The sequence below is a fragment of the Ruegeria sp. A5 genome (genome assembly GCF_056543005.1).
In genome coordinates, this window is record NZ_JBQGAV010000001.1 from 548,028 (window position 1) to 561,761 (window position 13,734).

The 13,734-nt window shown below is 55.0% G+C and carries 17 protein-coding genes and 1 tRNA gene; 4 read left to right on the plus strand and 14 right to left on the minus strand.

Annotated elements, in window-relative coordinates; genetic code table 11:
• Positions 1–4: 4 nt before the first annotated feature.
• From ACR0AY_RS02790 to ACR0AY_RS02800, 3 genes are read right to left on the minus strand one after another with little or no spacing between them, the layout of a single operon-like run.
• Positions 5–262, minus strand: coding sequence for an acyl carrier protein (locus tag ACR0AY_RS02790; protein WP_170393043.1), 258 nt, complete (start codon positions 260–262; stop codon positions 5–7).
• Positions 263–294: 32 nt separating this feature from the next.
• Positions 295–1,386: a UDP-3-O-(3-hydroxymyristoyl)glucosamine N-acyltransferase gene (gene lpxD / locus ACR0AY_RS02795; RefSeq protein ID WP_170393042.1), complete on the minus strand. Its 1,092-nt coding sequence runs from the start codon at positions 1,384–1,386 to the stop codon at positions 295–297.
• A 34-nt stretch (positions 1,387–1,420) separates the two neighbouring features.
• Positions 1,421–3,022 carry a L,D-transpeptidase scaffold domain-containing protein gene (locus ACR0AY_RS02800; protein WP_170509843.1) on the minus strand — a complete coding sequence of 534 codons (1,602 nt, stop codon included), beginning with the start codon at positions 3,020–3,022 and terminating at the stop codon, positions 1,421–1,423.
• A gap of 345 nt (positions 3,023–3,367) precedes the next feature.
• Between ACR0AY_RS02800 and mepK the strand changes: the two genes are divergently transcribed.
• Positions 3,368–3,937, plus strand: coding sequence for a peptidoglycan L,D-endopeptidase MepK (mepK, locus tag ACR0AY_RS02805; RefSeq protein WP_170509840.1), 570 nt, complete (start codon positions 3,368–3,370; stop codon positions 3,935–3,937).
• A 128-nt stretch (positions 3,938–4,065) separates the two neighbouring features.
• Here mepK and ACR0AY_RS02810 read toward each other — a convergent pair.
• The 10 genes from ACR0AY_RS02810 to iscR all read right to left on the minus strand — a co-directional run bounded on the left by ACR0AY_RS02810 (position 4,066) and on the right by iscR (position 11,867).
• Positions 4,066–4,142, minus strand: a tRNA-Arg gene (locus ACR0AY_RS02810).
• Positions 4,143–4,199: 57 nt separating this feature from the next.
• The gene (locus ACR0AY_RS02815) at positions 4,200–5,420 is read right to left on the minus strand and encodes a cysteine desulfurase (RefSeq protein WP_170509818.1); all 1,221 of its coding nucleotides are present in this window, start codon (positions 5,418–5,420) and stop codon (positions 4,200–4,202) included.
• 13 nt (positions 5,421–5,433) lie between these two features.
• Positions 5,434–6,000 carry a Yip1 family protein gene (locus ACR0AY_RS02820; protein WP_170509816.1) on the minus strand — a complete coding sequence of 189 codons (567 nt, stop codon included), beginning with the start codon at positions 5,998–6,000 and terminating at the stop codon, positions 5,434–5,436.
• Positions 5,997–6,482 carry a YIP1 family protein gene (locus tag ACR0AY_RS02825; protein WP_170509815.1) on the minus strand — a complete coding sequence of 162 codons (486 nt, stop codon included), beginning with the start codon at positions 6,480–6,482 and terminating at the stop codon, positions 5,997–5,999. The genes ACR0AY_RS02820 and ACR0AY_RS02825 overlap by 4 nt, the downstream gene beginning before the upstream one ends.
• Positions 6,482–7,762, minus strand: a complete 1,281-nt coding sequence (sufD, locus tag ACR0AY_RS02830; protein ID WP_170646081.1) for a Fe-S cluster assembly protein SufD — start codon at positions 7,760–7,762, stop codon at positions 6,482–6,484. The genes ACR0AY_RS02825 and sufD overlap by 1 nt, the downstream gene beginning before the upstream one ends.
• Positions 7,762–8,517 (minus strand): Fe-S cluster assembly ATPase SufC, encoded by a 756-nt coding sequence (gene sufC / locus ACR0AY_RS02835; protein ID WP_170393035.1) that lies wholly within the window; start codon positions 8,515–8,517, stop codon positions 7,762–7,764. Before sufC ends, sufD begins: the two co-directional genes overlap by 1 nt.
• Before the next feature lie 51 nt (positions 8,518–8,568).
• Entirely contained in the window at positions 8,569–8,772 is a 204-nt protein-coding gene (locus ACR0AY_RS02840) for a hypothetical protein (protein WP_480453696.1), read from the minus strand.
• Positions 8,772–10,292 carry a Fe-S cluster assembly protein SufB gene (sufB, locus tag ACR0AY_RS02845; protein WP_170393033.1) on the minus strand — a complete coding sequence of 507 codons (1,521 nt, stop codon included), beginning with the start codon at positions 10,290–10,292 and terminating at the stop codon, positions 8,772–8,774. The genes ACR0AY_RS02840 and sufB overlap by 1 nt, the downstream gene beginning before the upstream one ends.
• 18 nt (positions 10,293–10,310) lie before the next feature.
• Complete coding sequence (locus ACR0AY_RS02850) at positions 10,311–11,354, minus strand: aminotransferase class V-fold PLP-dependent enzyme (protein WP_170509807.1); 1,044 nt, start codon at positions 11,352–11,354, stop codon at positions 10,311–10,313.
• 54 nt (positions 11,355–11,408) lie between these two features.
• The gene (gene iscR, locus ACR0AY_RS02855; protein WP_170393031.1) at positions 11,409–11,867 is read right to left on the minus strand and encodes a Fe-S cluster assembly transcriptional regulator IscR; all 459 of its coding nucleotides are present in this window, start codon (positions 11,865–11,867) and stop codon (positions 11,409–11,411) included.
• A 178-nt stretch (positions 11,868–12,045) separates the two neighbouring features.
• Between iscR and ACR0AY_RS02860 the strand changes: the two genes are divergently transcribed.
• On the plus strand, positions 12,046–12,699 hold the full coding sequence (locus ACR0AY_RS02860) for an alpha/beta hydrolase (RefSeq protein ID WP_008758207.1): 654 nt from the start codon (positions 12,046–12,048) through the stop codon (positions 12,697–12,699).
• Entirely contained in the window at positions 12,699–12,944 is a 246-nt protein-coding gene (locus ACR0AY_RS02865; RefSeq protein ID WP_170393030.1) for a hypothetical protein, read from the plus strand. Before ACR0AY_RS02860 ends, ACR0AY_RS02865 begins: the two co-directional genes overlap by 1 nt.
• 72 nt (positions 12,945–13,016) lie before the next feature.
• Here the strand turns inward: ACR0AY_RS02865 and ACR0AY_RS02870 are convergent, their stop codons facing one another.
• The gene (locus ACR0AY_RS02870; RefSeq protein ID WP_255612097.1) at positions 13,017–13,148 is read right to left on the minus strand and encodes a hypothetical protein; all 132 of its coding nucleotides are present in this window, start codon (positions 13,146–13,148) and stop codon (positions 13,017–13,019) included.
• A 186-nt stretch (positions 13,149–13,334) separates the two neighbouring features.
• Between ACR0AY_RS02870 and ACR0AY_RS02875 the strand changes: the two genes are divergently transcribed.
• A complete protein-coding gene (locus ACR0AY_RS02875; protein WP_480453698.1) occupies positions 13,335–13,670 on the plus strand; it encodes a DMT family transporter in 336 nt (111 codons plus the stop codon).
• The last annotated feature ends 64 nt before the right edge of the window (positions 13,671–13,734 follow it).

Consider the following 13,734-nt stretch of genomic DNA (forward strand, 5'->3'; position numbering starts at 1 on the left):
GCGGTCAGACCTTTTCAGACACGAGTTTTTCGATACCCGCAATGATCGCTGTCACATTCGAAATGTCGAAATCGCCGGATGTGGGCTCGTTTGCGTTGAAGGGCACGGTGATATCGAACTCTTCCTCGATGGCAAAGATACTCTCAACAAGACCCAGGCTATCGATGCCCAATTCTTCGAGCGTACTGTCGGGCGTCACATCCGAAGGCTCAAGCACGGCCTGTTCGGCAATGATTGCTATGACGCGGTCGCTGATGCTCATCTCGATCCCCTGATTTTCGCCTTGGGGATGATTTAATCACTTGAAGGCTGTTTGAAAACAGCCTTTTTCAACGCCTCGACGTCGCGCGACAATCGGGGCAGACGACGTTGGGCTTTATATATCTCGGTATGGCTTTCCATTTTAATGCCCGGGTAGCCCATGATCACGCGACCAGCAGGAACATTTGACAGAATCTTGGTGCCGCCACCGGCAATCACGCCATCACCGATGAAAATATTATCGACAACACCAGTCTGACCACCCAGTACTACGTTATTACCAATCTCGACCGAACCAGAAACGCCGGTTTGCCCACATAACAAACAATCCTGCCCGACTCGGGTGTTGTGTCCCACGTGGACAAGATTATCCAGTTTCGATCCACTACCGATTACAGTATTGCGTATGGTCCCGTTGTCGACAGTGCAGTTCGAGCCGACCTCGACGTCATCGCCAATCTCGACCGCACCCAGCGAATGGATGCGCAACCAGCTTTGCGCCTTTGCATCCCCCTGATCACCCAGAGTTTTCCGCGCATTTTCGGCACCCGAGACTTCTGGTGTGACATAGCTGAAACCGTCCCCGCCGATACGGGCACCCGGCTGCGCGATAAAGCGATCACCGATTTGAGCCCGCGCACCTATGCTGACCATTTCGCGCAGCAGAGCGTTTTCACCAAGCGACGCATCCATACCGATCACGCAATGCGCGCCGATAACCGAACCCGCGCCGACGCGCGCGCGCGCACCGATAACAGCAAGCGGGCCGACCGATACGTCTACCCCGATCTCGGCGGTTTCATCAATGACAGCCGATGGATGAATTCCCGGCGCAATCCCCTGCCCGCGATCCAGCATCGCGGTGATCCCTGCCATCGCCATGCGGGGGCGTTGCACAAAAATGGCGGCCTCAAGCCCCAGTGCTTTCCAGTCCGCGCCATCCCACAAAACCGCGGCCCGTGCTGTACCGGTCTCCAAGGCTTCAGCATATTTTGGCGACATCGCCATGGCCAGATCGGTTGGCCCGGCATCTCCCGGCTCGGCTGCCCGCAAGATGGTCAGCCCAGTCTGGCCTTCTGCGACGACCCCCAGGGAATCGGCGATTTGTTGAACGGTAAACTGCATGTCGGGCGTCCTCGTGGCGGGATTTGCCTCGTGATTACCCTTGAACGTCCGGCAGGACCACCCCTGCCTTTTGCAGCGCTTCCCAGATTTTGCGATCCCGGTCATACACGTCGCGGCGATACTGCACCTCGCCTTTGGGGCCAATATAGGCCGTGCGATAAATCAGATGCACCGGAATTTTTTTATCCAGTTCAACCTTCGTTTCTTTGCCCGTGTTCAGAACGCGGTGGAAAAACGCCTTAGGATCCTCTTCCTGCTTGGCCAGCAGCTTATAGGCAAACTCGAACGGTTGCGCCAAACGGATGCATCCATGAGAGAATGCCCGAACCTCGCGTGCGAACAGAGATTTCTGAGGCGTATCATGCAGATAGATGTTGTACTTATTAGGGAACATGAACTTCACCAGCCCAAGTGCGTTGCTTTTGCTCGGGGGCTGACGCATGGAAAACGGGAAATTACGCGCAGTGAACTGGGTAAAGTCAACCGCTCCACGATTTACCTGACGGCCACGGCGGTCGGTGATCTGGATATGGCCGACAGCATTTGGATTGGCCCGTAATTGCGGCAGATATTCCTTCGTGATGATCGAGCGTGGCACATACCAACTTGGGTTGATCACCATATGCTCCATCTCATCCGAGAACTCTGGGCTACGGCGATCATGTGTGTTTTTGCCGATCACGGCACGAGTCTCAAACGTGACCTGCCCGTCATCGACGATCTTGGCAGAAAAATCGGCCAGATTCACCAGAATATGCCGCTCACCACGGTCTTTGGGTAACCAGCGCTCCCGTTCAAGCGCAACGTAAACAGCTTTCAAGCGATCTGAAACTGGGCGATTGATCTCGGAAATCGTGCCTTTGCCAGCTACGCCGTCCGCCTCAAGACCATGAGCAGCCTGAAAGGATTGCACCGCCGCAAACAGCGCATCATCATAGTTTGGGCTGGCAGTAGGCTTCAGATAACCCATCGCAACAAGTCGATTGCGCAGCCTGATGACACTGTTCCCTGTGTCCCCAAGCTCAAGCTTGGAGACAGGAACGGTCTCGCCCCAGCCACCTTGTGTCATCAGCGCTTCCAGCGCCTTCTTCTGTTTCAGCAACGCAAGATACTGACGCGATTGCGGCATCAAGTTCTTGAAATACGTATCACCCTGGCTGGAAACAAGCAGTTCAAGATGCTCTGCGGCGCTGCGCTTTTCCACAGCTCGCACCAGGCCGGCATCGATTTGCGATGGCGATACAGAACCGGACTGCAAGTCGCTGGCATATTTAACAAAAACTCGTGTCAACTCAGCCTCGAGCATGCCCAGATCACGGGTGTTGCGCGCGTCCTGCATCTTTGTCACCAAAGTCTGGACGTCGTATTGTGCCCCAGGCAATCCATGCAGGTCGGTTGTCGAAAGCGCTTCGATCAGAGCTTTGCGTCGTGCAGCATGTTCGGTCGTATCGCCAACCCAAACCGGATCAAACCCGTTTGTGCGATAAAACTCAGCAATTGCGGGGCTGTTGGACACACTTTCCGCAACGGCCATTTGAAACGCTGTGCCATCCGTCCCCGCCTGCGCGACTGAGGCCGAAGCCACAAGGAAAGCGGCGATAAAAACACTTGAACGAGCACGGGTAACAAATGACATAGGATGGCCCTGTTTCTTCAATGACTTGTCACGCCCTATAAGCGGCGTCTGAAAATAATGTTTTGCTGAGCGCCTGATGTCTATTCACAAATTCATCACCAGACCGCTTCTTTGACCCCTGGTGCGCGATTGCATCGCCGACGCGCGAACTGCGCCAAAAGCAAGCATACTTGCATCAGTTGCGCAAAAAACTGCCGAAATTTCCCCCTTGATTTGACTGCGACCAAAGATTTCTTGGCTGTTGAATCCTACTGTGCCATAAATCCCGCATCTGGGATGGGAAAAAATTAATACGGCGCGCGTAACATCGTGTGCAGGCAGGAACAGTACGGGACGAAACAAAAAATGACCAAGAGCAGTACCTCGGGCCTGACCCGGCGTGCCCTATTGGGCGCATTCGCCGCAACCGCAGTTGTTGCAGCTCCCACATATTCCAACGCAGCAGGTTTCCTTCGCGGCGGAGGTGATATTCGCCGTATCCGCATGTATTCCGGCCGTACCGGTGAACGTATCGATATGGTCTATTGGGTTGATGGCAAATACATCAAAGACGCGGTGAAAGAGGTCAACCACTTCATGCGCGACTGGCGCAGCGATCAAGTCAAGTCCGTGGACCTGAGGACCGTCGACATTATGGCGGCCACTCATAACCTTCTGGATGTCAGCGAGCCATACATGCTGCTGTCGGGTTACCGCTCACCGCAAACCAACGCAATGCTGCGCCGCCGCTCGCGGGGTGTTGCCAAGAATTCGCTTCATATGAAGGGTCAGGCTGCTGATCTGCGACTGTCATCACGCTCGGTCTCGCAAATGGGCAAAGCAGCGATGGCCTGCCGTGCCGGTGGCGTTGGACAGTACTATCGTTCGAATTTCGTTCACATGGATTGCGGTGTCATCCGCTCGTGGCGCGGCTAATCGAGCATTTCATCTTTCGCTGTTGCACAACCCCCATCAGATAGTTCTGGCGGGGGTTTTGTTTTGCCTGGAAAAACAGGTTCGTGCACCGTCAGTTCTGCGTAATATGCCGACTAGCAAGGGTGAAATGGCGCACCTGAGAGGATTCGAACCTCTGGCCTCTGCCTTCGGAGGGCAGCGCTCTATCCAGCTGAGCTACAGGTGCCTTGGCCGTTAGCTACCCTCGTTCCAATCCGGGTGCAACTGCAAATCCGCAGTACGATCAGGCAAACAGATCGTGGGCAAGCTCCAACGCATCGATCAGAGTGTCGACCTCATTCGTCGTGTTATAAAGCCCAAAGCTGGCACGACAGGTAGCAGTGACCCCTAAATGATCCATCAGCGGCCCGGCGCAGTGGTGGCCTGCGCGCACGGCGACACCCTTTTTGTCCAGAATGGTTGAAACATCATGGGCATGCCCTGCCCCATCCAAAGTAAAGCTGAATATCGCGGCTTTGTTCGCTGTGGTGCCTTGAACCTGCAGCCAGTTCAATCCATTCAACCGTTGCATTGCATAGTCGCGCAAGCCGGCCTCATGCGATGCGATGCTCTCCATGCCAAGGTCCATCATATAGTCAAGCGCCACACCCAACCCGATGGTCTGCACGATGCCAGGGGTTCCGGCCTCGAACTTCATTGGCGGATCGTTGTAGATCACCTGATCTTTTGAAACCTCTTTGATCATGTCACCGCCACCAATAAAGGGGCGCATTTCAGCCATACGGTCCGATTTGATAAAAATAGCGCCAGAACCGGATGGGCCGTACAGTTTATGACCCGTGATGGCATAGAAGTCACATCCGATGTCATCGACATTGACGGGCATATGAACCGCGCCCTGGCTGCCATCCACCAGAACCGGAACGCCTTTGGCGTGGGCGCCTTGCGTGATTGCTTTGACATCAACCACAGTGCCCAGCACGTTCGAGCATTGGGTCACCGCAACCAGCTTTGTCCTGGGGCCAATGGCGTCGATTACCGCCTGAGGGTCAAGATGGCCGGTCGCATCGACATCGACCCATTTCAGCACCACGCCCTGCCGTTCGCGCAGGAAGTGCCACGGTACGATGTTGGCGTGATGTTCCATCACGCTGAGGACAATCTCGTCCCCCGCCTGCAGGCGTGGCATTGCCCAACCGTAGGCGACTAAATTGATTCCTTCGGTCGTACCCGAATTCAGGACAATCTCATTCTCGTTTGATACGCCCAGAAACCGCGCAACCGTGCCACGGACGGCCTCATATTTCTCGGTCGCGAGATTTGACAGATAGTGAAGCCCTCGATGCACGTTCGAATATTCGAGCGCATAGGCCTGCGTGATCGCGTCGATCACTACCTGGGGTTTCTGCGCGGAGGCCCCATTGTCTAGATAAGTCAGCGGCTTTCCGTTGACCTGACGTGACAGGATCGGAAAATCTGCGCGGATTTTTTGTACGTCATACATAGACAGGACTTCCCTATACAGACCCGGCGGGGATCAGCCAAAGAACAAACGGGACGGCCACAAGACCAGAGATCAGGATCACAACAAACGACTTTCCCAACGAATTAAATCGATGCGCCTCGTTGAGAAAATGCAGGGTGATGTAAAGGCTAAGACCCAGCATCGCCAGACTGGCCGGTAAGAATAGAAACGGCAGCGCTGCAACCAGCGCTAGAATAATTGCTTGCCCCGCAATTTGCAGGATTTGCAACCAGACAATCAGCGTCATGAAGTCATTGAACGTTCCCGTTCCACCCAGGACGCGGCCCACTAATAGGAACGTCACGACGCTGATCATGATTGCCGCAACGGAAACAAAAAGCGTCCTCGATAGTGGCTCAGCCAGTTGCTGAACATCCGGACTGATAAGCGGCAGGACGAAGCTGGACGCAGACTGGACCAGTGCGTTCAGGATCACCGCAAGAGAAAAGGCGAGCCATAGTACCTCCGTACCCAGCCGCAACGCGAGCAATCGTCTTGCGGCTTCGGCTGGATTGGACAGGGTCAGAACGACCAGGTTGAGCAGTGCGGTGGAATTCATTTAGCAGCCTTTTGCGATTGCTTGAGGCCCGACAACCAGAACCAGAGGAATACCGCAACCCATAACAGCCCCACAAGTGTTTGCGCTGACCCGGGGCCGATGAAACCGGACACAAGCCCATTCAGCAACACCAAAGGCGCTGACGCGAGAAGCGCCCAGAACAAGGCTAGCCGCGCGCCATAACTGGTGCCATCGCCCCCCATCATCCGCGCGATGAAATGGGTGAGCCAAGCAAGAAGATAAAAGCACAATGGCAGAATAAAGACCGATCCCAACAGGGCCCCGCCCATCAGCATGTTCAGCTCTATCCCTTCCAGATGAGCCCTCCGTGCAAGTCCGGGCAATTGTGCGATAAAGCCTATTACACAGAACGCCATCACAAACGCCAATGCGCGGTCTTCGCGCGGCCCCATATCAAGCAGCCGACGCACCACACGCCCCGGTCCGCGATACGTGGCCACGATATCAGTTGTGACAGGCATCAGCGGCGGCGTGCCAGCCAATCTTGCAATCGGGACACGATATCAGCTGCCAGATCCTCGTCCTCGATTTCATCAACGGCTTCAGCCAGGAAGGCCAGTGTCAACATGTCCGTTGCCTCTGCCGTCGGGACTCCACGCGAGCGTAGGTAGAATAAAGCCGTTTCATCAATGGCGCCAGAGGTTGAACCGTGCGAACACGCCACGTCATCGGCGTAAATCTCGAGCTCCGGCTTTGCGAGGAACTGACTGTCATCGTCCAGAAGCAGCGACTGGCTGATCTGGTAACCGTCGGTTTTCTGAGCGCCTTCCTTTACCAAGATCTTGCCCTGAAAAACACCCGTCGCCCCGTTGCGAAGCACCTTCTTGAACACTTGGCGGCTTTCGCAATTCACCGCATCATGGGTGACAAAGACCGTGTCATCATGGAGAAAATCACCATCTCCAACACACGCACCCGCCACGTGCGCGACCGCATCGTCACCCGTCAGTTCGACGACTTGCTCGTTTCGCGTCAAAACTCCGTTCACGGTCAGCGTGAAGGATTTATAGACGGATTCCTTACCAAGCCGCGAGAACATATGAGTCGCCGCACGACGTTGATGATCCCGGCCCTGCGCACGGATGTGATGCAGTGTGCCATTGTCGGCGATATCGATCTCCATGCATTTGTTGAAGCGCGACGCTGCGGGTCCGTTTTCAAGGATCGTGACTTCGGCACCGCTTTCAACCCGAACGACATGATGCAAGATCGCGTCCGACGTTTCAGATTCATGGCGATAGATCAAATTAATCGGTTTGCTCGGCTTGCCGGTAACATGAATGGCAACACCATCTGATGCATGGGCTGTGTTCAGCGCCGCCAAGGGACGCGCCACTGGATTTTGGCCTTTTGCTTCAAGAACGCCGTATAACTCTTTGGCCCAATGAATATCTTTGCAACAGATATCTTCCAGCCGATCGATCGTTACACCCTCCAGAGACAGATCATCAGACTCTTCCGGGCTGAATACGCCATCAATGAAAACGATCTTCAGCCGGTCGAGCGCGTGGAACAGAGCCGGTTCATCCGTTTTGAACAAAGCAGCACTGGGAGCTTCCGCAGAGACCAGAGTGTCTGGACGGGTATATTTCCAGTATTCATCTCGACGACTGGGCAAACCCATCGCGCGTACACGTGCAATTGCGGCTTCGCGCGCTTTGCGTGTGCATCCCGCATCCGGCATGGTCAGCGCTGCCAGCCGTTCCTCGGTTGCTGTCTGTTTTGCTTGGGGCAAAGCCATCAGTTCACTTCAGCCAGTATGTCGGCATAGCCGTTGTTTTCAACTTCCAGCGCCAGTTCGGGACCACCGGATTTCACGATACGACCATCCGCCATGATGTGAACCACGTCAGGTTTGATGTGATCGAGAAGCCGCTGATAGTGCGTGATAACAAGGAACCCGCGCCCCTCATCACGCAACGCGTTCACGCCCTCGGCCACCAGCTTCATCGCGTCTACGTCAAGGCCCGAGTCCGTTTCGTCCAGGATACACATCTTCGGCTCAAGCATCGCCATTTGCAGGATTTCATTGCGCTTTTTCTCACCGCCTGAAAAGCCCACATTGACCGGGCGCTTCAACATTTCTGCGTCGATTTTCAGCGCCTTGGCCTTGGCACGAACCTCTTTCAGAAAATCCGTCGCCGACAGCTCTTCCTCGCCACGTGCTTTGCGCTGCGCATTCACGGCGGTGCGCAGGAAGGTCATGTTGCCCACACCGGGAATCTCGACCGGGTACTGGAACGCCAGAAACACACCTGCGGCTGCACGTTCTTCCGGTTCCATCTCAAGCAGATCCTCGCCGTCAAGGGTCGCGCCGCCCTCGGTCACCTCATAGCCATCACGGCCTGACAACACGTAGCTGAGCGTCGATTTGCCCGAGCCATTGGGCCCCATGATCGCGTGCACTTTGCCAGGCTCGACCGTCAGGTCGACCCCTTTCAGAATTTGCTTGTCTTCTTCCTCAAGTTTGACGTGCAGGTTGTTGATTTCCAGCATTTTTTGTCCTTTTGCATCTCGCAAGGGGCGTAACGTGGCCCCGATGTGTTCCTATCCCAGTGCCTTGCGGATCACACGGGCGATAATCCATCCAAGCAAAGCACCTCCGCCCACAGCCCAAACCGGGTTAATAAAATCCATGTACTTGGTATTGACGTAAGCAACCCCCAACAGGCCGCCGAGCACCGGCAACGCATAGCCAAGCACGGTCAGGACATCGTCCTTTCGGATTCGCTGTTGGGGTTTTGGTGTCATCAGCCGACTGATCCCTCAAGGCTGATTGCCACAAGCTGTTGCGCTTCCATCGCAAATTCCATCGGCAGCGCCTGCAGAACGTCCTTGCAGAACCCGTTGACGACCAAGGCCACGGCTTCTTCCTCGTCCATGCCACGCTGACGGCAATAGAACAGCTGATCGTCATCCACTTTTGATGTCGTCGCCTCGTGCTCGACCCGAGATGAGTTGTTCTTCACCTCGATATACGGAACCGTATGCGCCCCGCATTTGTCGCCAATAAGCAAGCTGTCGCACTGCGTATAGTTGCGGCTATCCTTGGCCTTTGGATGCATCGACACCAGACCACGATAGGTGTTCTGCGCCTTACCGGCACTGATCCCTTTCGATACGATCCGCGACTTGGTGTTCTTGCCCAGATGAACCATCTTGGTGCCGGTGTCGGCCTGCTGCATGTTGTTCGTGATCGCGATCGAGTAGAACTCACCCTGGCTATCGTCGCCACGCAGGATGCAGGACGGGTATTTCCAGGTTACGGCTGAGCCGGTTTCGACCTGCGTCCACATCACCTTGGAGCGATCACCCCGACAATCGGCGCGCTTGGTCACGAAGTTGTAGATCCCGCCCTTGCCATTCTCATCTCCGGGGAACCAGTTCTGAACGGTCGAGTATTTCACCTCGGCATCTTCTTCGACGATGATCTCGACAACCGCCGCGTGCAACTGAGCGGTGTCGCGCTGGGGCGCGGTGCAGCCTTCCAGATACGAGACGTAAGAGCCCTTGTCGGCGATGATCAGCGTGCGCTCAAACTGGCCGGTATTTTCTGCATTGATGCGGAAATATGTGCTCAGTTCCATCGGGCAGCGCACGCCGGGCGGGACGTAGACGAATGAACCATCCGAGAATACAGCCGAGTTGAGCGTGGCATAGAAATTGTCCGAGACCGGTACGACCGTCCCCAGGTATTTCTTGACCAGTTCCGGATGCTCTTTGATCGCCTCGGAAATCGAGCAGAAAATAACGCCAGCTTTCTTCAACTCTTCCTGAAAAGTCGTCCCGACCGAAACCGAGTCAAATACTGCATCAACAGCAACCTTACGGCCTTCTGCCGGAGCATTCTCAGCGCCCTCGACACCTGCCAGGATCATCTGTTCTTTCAAAGGGATACCCAGCTTTTCGTATGTCGCCAGAAGCTTGGGATCGACCTCATCCAGAGATTTGGGTTTATCTTCCATCGATTTCGGACGGGCATAATAATACTGGTCCTGAAAGTCGATCGGCGGGTAGTGCACCATCGCCCATTTAGGCTCTTCCATCTGGGTCCAGCGCTCGAACGCGGCCAGACGCCATTCGGTCATCCACTCAGGTTCATCATTTTTGTCCGAGATCAGACGAACGATATCGGGATTCACGCCTTTTGGCGCATACTCCATCTCGATATCAGTTTCCCAGCCGTATTTATAAGTGCTGACCTCGCGAACCGCGTCTACGGTTTCCTGATCGACACCCTCTTTCACCTGGGTCTGGTCCAAAGCGGCCATAATTCACCCTCCGTCAGATCACGCGGCCCGCGCGCGATGCTTTTTCTCTTTTTCAAGCCACGTTTCCGCGAAACGCAGCACATCTTCTTCTACCGTCTCTGGCCCCAGCGATACGCGGATTGCGCTAGAGGCCGTCATCTCATCAAATCCCATGGCCGTCAGTACGGCGCTTGCACGAACCTTGCCGCTGGAGCAGGCCGAGCCCGCACTGATCGCGAAGCCTGACAAATCCATCTGCATGACCTGTGTCTCGCCCTTCCATCCCGGTGTGGCGAAGCACAGAGTGTTGGGGAGTCGCTCCTGGACTTTCCCGACAAAAATAGTAGCTTTCGTACCAGCCTCAAGAGCGTTTTCTAGAATATTTCTAAGTTCTGCAACGTTTTCCCAAACGCCATTTGCTAAATCACGGGACGCGGCTTCAGCTGCTGCTCCGAACCCCGCAATTCCAGTGACATTTTCTGTACCCGAGCGACGCCCCATCTCCTGCCCGCCGCCCTTGATTTGCGCAGCAAGATTGGTGCCGCGTTTCATCACCAACGCCCCGATCCCTTTTGGCCCGCCAAGTTTGTGGGCTGAAATCAGCGCCATCTCAGCCCCCAGCCAGTTGAAGGCTATCGGCAACTTACCAAAAGCCTGAGTCGCGTCGGTGACCGCAAGACCGGCAGGCAAAGTTTGAACAATTCCAGTTTCCGAATTGGCCAGTTGTAGCGTGGATCGGGAAGCGTCCGGCACGTCAACGTAACCGCCTTGGGAGACAGGCAGAACCTCATTAATCCAAGCTCTTACCGCGTCATGCTCAATCGCTGCACCTTGAAGATCGCGCCCCGCCATGGCCAAAGCCGCTGCCTCCGTCGCACCAGAAGTAAACACGATGTCGGCACCATCGGCCCCAAACGCTGTTGCGATTTGAGCCCGCGCTTTCTCGACCACCGCTTTTGCGGCGCGCCCTTCGGCATGGACCGAGGACGGATTGCCCACCAAATCCATCGCCGCGATCATTGCATCGCGGGCCTCGGGCCTCAGAGCGGCGGTTGCGTTATGGTCGAGATAAACCCGTTTCATAGATGTATCTTTTCCAAGATGGGTTTTGACGGAACACAGAAAAACGTCATCAGATCAATCGTCCACGACTGCGAACAAGCTAGGAACAGCGGGACACGGTGCAAGATCATTCCGAATTACATCCGACAGCCGCGTTTGATGCAGGAATACGTAAACATTCGCGCTCAGGCTTTCCCACAACCGATTGGTCAGTGACTGCGCCCGGCTGCCCGAAGACGCGCCCGAGGCACCTGCCCCCTTGTGCATCGCATCCACCGTCTCATCAACCGCGGCCAGTATCTCGACCACACGGATTTCCGAGGCAGGTCGCGCCAGGCGATAGCCCCCACCCGGTCCGCGTACTGAACTGACCAGATCAGCTCGGCGAAGTTTCACAAAAAGCTGCTCCAAATACGGTAGTGAAATATCCTGACGTTCGGAAATCTCGCCCAACGTGACAAGTTTGTCCGAGGACTGAAGGGCGATATCCGCCAGCGCAACCATCGCATAGCGGCCTTTGGTCGACAGCTTCATTTTGTTTCCTTCAGGCAAGAACTGCGCGAAAACATTGACGTCGCCCGAGCCAGTGCGTATCTCCCACTGACAGCGTTTTCACGCGACACAATGTAATTAGAACCGTTCTAAGGTACCTGAGGATTACCGTCAAGATAATCTCGGGGCCGACGCGTCAAAAAACAGGACCAAAGCACACATGCCCGAGGTGATTTTTCCCGGACCCGAAGGCCGCCTGGAAGGCCGCTACCACCCGCAAAAGGAAAAAGACGCACCGATCGCTATCGTGCTTCACCCGCATCCACAATTTGGCGGGACCATGAACAACAAGGTGGTCTATAACCTGCATTACGCCTTTTACAACATGGGCTTCACGGTTCTGCGTTTTAACTTTCGCGGCGTTGGTCGCAGCCAGGGTGAGTATGACCAGGGTGTAGGTGAGCTGAGCGATGCAGCATCAGCGCTGGATTACCTTCAGTCGATGAACAACAACTCCAAGCATTGCTGGGTCGCTGGGTTCTCGTTCGGTGCATGGATCGGAATGCAGCTTCTGATGCGCCGCCCCGAGATCACTGGCTTCATCAGTGTATCGCCGCCCGCAAACATGTACGACTTTTCGTTCCTGGCACCCTGCCCGTCTTCTGGCTTGATCATCAACGGATTGGCGGACCGTGTGGCACCACCTGCAGACACTGCGTCTCTGGTCGGAAAGCTGCATGAACAAAAGGGTATCACCATCACCCATAATGAGGTGGAAGGTGCCGATCACTTCTTCCAAGACCGCCACATGGACACGCTGATGACAGATGTGACGGATTACGTGAAACGCCGCCTGACAGAGAATACGCGCTGATGTCCGACACCATCACTACCCTCGCCGCCAGATTGGCCGAGGACACGATGAAGGTTATGGACGAGACGGGCGAGGATCGATTCTTTGTGGAGGTTGGAGACGTTCTCGGCGCAGCCTCGCAATCTCTGGAAGAAGCGTTCTTGACCGAAATCCGGGTTAGGCTGGCGGAACGCAAGGCGCGTCAATTCGTGGTGAAAAGACTGTCTGAACATCGATCCAAGCTGAAAGCGATCGAAAAGCAGTAAAGATTGCTTAGCGTCTGAAGAAAAGAAAAGGAGCCCGAAAGCTCCTTTTCAAGGATATCGCTCGGTGGGCGCCTAAACCGGAAAACCTGTGAACCGCTCAACATTCTGGGCTGCATCAATGTCGACGGACCCCCCGTCTGCAAGCCACCCCAACGCCACAATCAAAACCGAAGCGATAATGACCGATTTTGCAAAAGTCGTCATCTTATCAAACTCATTAAAAACACACTAAAAACAATCGAGTGTTTAGCACATATGCAAAAGCCCGAATAGTCGGGTTTACCTGACCTTTGGTAAAGTTAGGGTTTTGATCATCTGCATCTGAATCCCCTTGCCCAAATGATCGCAAGTATGCTCAACCTTTCGCGATAATTCAGAGAGGCATCGCTCGTGCCAAAGACCTACCTAATCCTAATGTTGGCTGTTATCGCGGAAACCATCGGCACGACTGCGTTGCAGGCTAGCCATCAGTTTACGCGATTTTGGCCGTCGGCTCTTGTCGTGGTTGGCTATGGGTCGGCCTTTTATCTTATGGCCCTCACGTTAAAGGTCATGCCTGTGGGCATTGTCTATGCAATCTGGTCGGGCCTTGGTATTGCCCTGATCGCACTGATTGGATTTCTGGTTTTTGGCCAAAAACTCGATTGGCCCGCAGTCTTGGGTTTGGGCATGATTTTGAGCGGCATTCTGATCATCCACCTGTTTTCAGCTACAGCGGGCCACTGACCGCCGGTTAGGGCTGGTATATTTTGTCGCGCCGCGTTATGCGCGCGGCAACTTCCCGTTCAAA

Excerpts from the sequence above, each read along its gene's own strand:
- mepK (WP_170509840.1), top strand. The coding sequence starts at position 3,368 with ATGACCAAGAGCAGTACCTCGGGCCTGACCCGGCGTGCCCTATTGGGC.
- ACR0AY_RS02825 (WP_170509815.1), bottom strand. The coding sequence starts at position 6,482 with ATGCCTGTCACAACTGATATCGTGGCCACGTATCGCGGACCGGGGCGT.
- ACR0AY_RS02790 (WP_170393043.1), bottom strand. The coding sequence starts at position 262 with ATGAGCATCAGCGACCGCGTCATAGCAATCATTGCCGAACAGGCCGTG.
- ACR0AY_RS02860 (WP_008758207.1), top strand. The coding sequence starts at position 12,046 with ATGCCCGAGGTGATTTTTCCCGGACCCGAAGGCCGCCTGGAAGGCCGC.
- ACR0AY_RS02820 (WP_170509816.1), bottom strand. The coding sequence starts at position 6,000 with ATGAATTCCACCGCACTGCTCAACCTGGTCGTTCTGACCCTGTCCAAT.
- sufC (WP_170393035.1), bottom strand. The coding sequence starts at position 8,517 with ATGCTGGAAATCAACAACCTGCACGTCAAACTTGAGGAAGAAGACAAG.
- ACR0AY_RS02840 (WP_480453696.1), bottom strand. The coding sequence starts at position 8,772 with ATGACACCAAAACCCCAACAGCGAATCCGAAAGGACGATGTCCTGACC.
- ACR0AY_RS02870 (WP_255612097.1), bottom strand. The coding sequence starts at position 13,148 with ATGACGACTTTTGCAAAATCGGTCATTATCGCTTCGGTTTTGATTGTG.
- ACR0AY_RS02815 (WP_170509818.1), bottom strand. The coding sequence starts at position 5,420 with ATGTATGACGTACAAAAAATCCGCGCAGATTTTCCGATCCTGTCACGT.
- ACR0AY_RS02800 (WP_170509843.1), bottom strand. The coding sequence starts at position 3,022 with ATGTCATTTGTTACCCGTGCTCGTTCAAGTGTTTTTATCGCCGCTTTC.
- sufB (WP_170393033.1), bottom strand. The coding sequence starts at position 10,292 with ATGGCCGCTTTGGACCAGACCCAGGTGAAAGAGGGTGTCGATCAGGAA.
- sufD (WP_170646081.1), bottom strand. The coding sequence starts at position 7,762 with ATGGCTTTGCCCCAAGCAAAACAGACAGCAACCGAGGAACGGCTGGCA.
- ACR0AY_RS02850 (WP_170509807.1), bottom strand. The coding sequence starts at position 11,354 with ATGAAACGGGTTTATCTCGACCATAACGCAACCGCCGCTCTGAGGCCC.
- iscR (WP_170393031.1), bottom strand. The coding sequence starts at position 11,867 with ATGAAGCTGTCGACCAAAGGCCGCTATGCGATGGTTGCGCTGGCGGAT.
- lpxD (WP_170393042.1), bottom strand. The coding sequence starts at position 1,386 with ATGCAGTTTACCGTTCAACAAATCGCCGATTCCCTGGGGGTCGTCGCA.
- ACR0AY_RS02865 (WP_170393030.1), top strand. The coding sequence starts at position 12,699 with ATGTCCGACACCATCACTACCCTCGCCGCCAGATTGGCCGAGGACACG.